This is a genomic window from Sinorhizobium sp. GQ132, from assembly GCF_059758575.1.
Genome location: NZ_JCAXDX010000060.1, coordinates 1 through 484, shown reverse-complemented (window position 1 = coordinate 484; position 484 = coordinate 1). Strand labels below are relative to the sequence as shown.

Sequence of the window (484 nt, the reverse complement as noted above, 5' to 3'; positions counted from 1 at the left end):
CCCCCGATCGGCCTCGGTCAAGCCGTCGGTGGGCCAGAATCTCAGGTGTATTCGAGGTGCATGCTTCCTTCCTGGCTGCATATCTTGGATCGGATTCAGTAGTGGCTCATACTCTGTCGCGATTAGCACGCCCCCTGCGCCACGTCGAAGTTGTCGATCACCAACGGTTGCGACTGGGACGCGCCGCACAGATTCTTATCGTCGACTGCCGACTGCGACAGCAAGACGAGTACAAGCCCACAGAACTCTCTTCCGCACTGCAACTGGCACTCGTTTCTGAAAACAGCCTGCACCGTGAAGCGATTTTCGCCAGCGGATATTCGGACTACCTGCTGTGGCCGCTGATCGACCAGGAGGTTCTCAGGCGGCTCGCCGGCTGCGTCGCTGAGATCGAGCGGCGGTCTGCCGGGCTATTCTTCTCCGCTGATCCGCTCGTGCAAAAGTCGTGCGATCTGTTGGCGCAGCGAGTCGATCGGCAGACCAC

General features: G+C 59.7%; 1 pseudogene. It reads left to right on the top strand.

The features are described from left to right. Window positions 1-101: 101 nt before the first annotated feature. Window positions 102-484 (top strand): annotated as a pseudogene (locus AC6CIG_RS29710) (helix-turn-helix domain-containing protein); the annotation flags it as partial.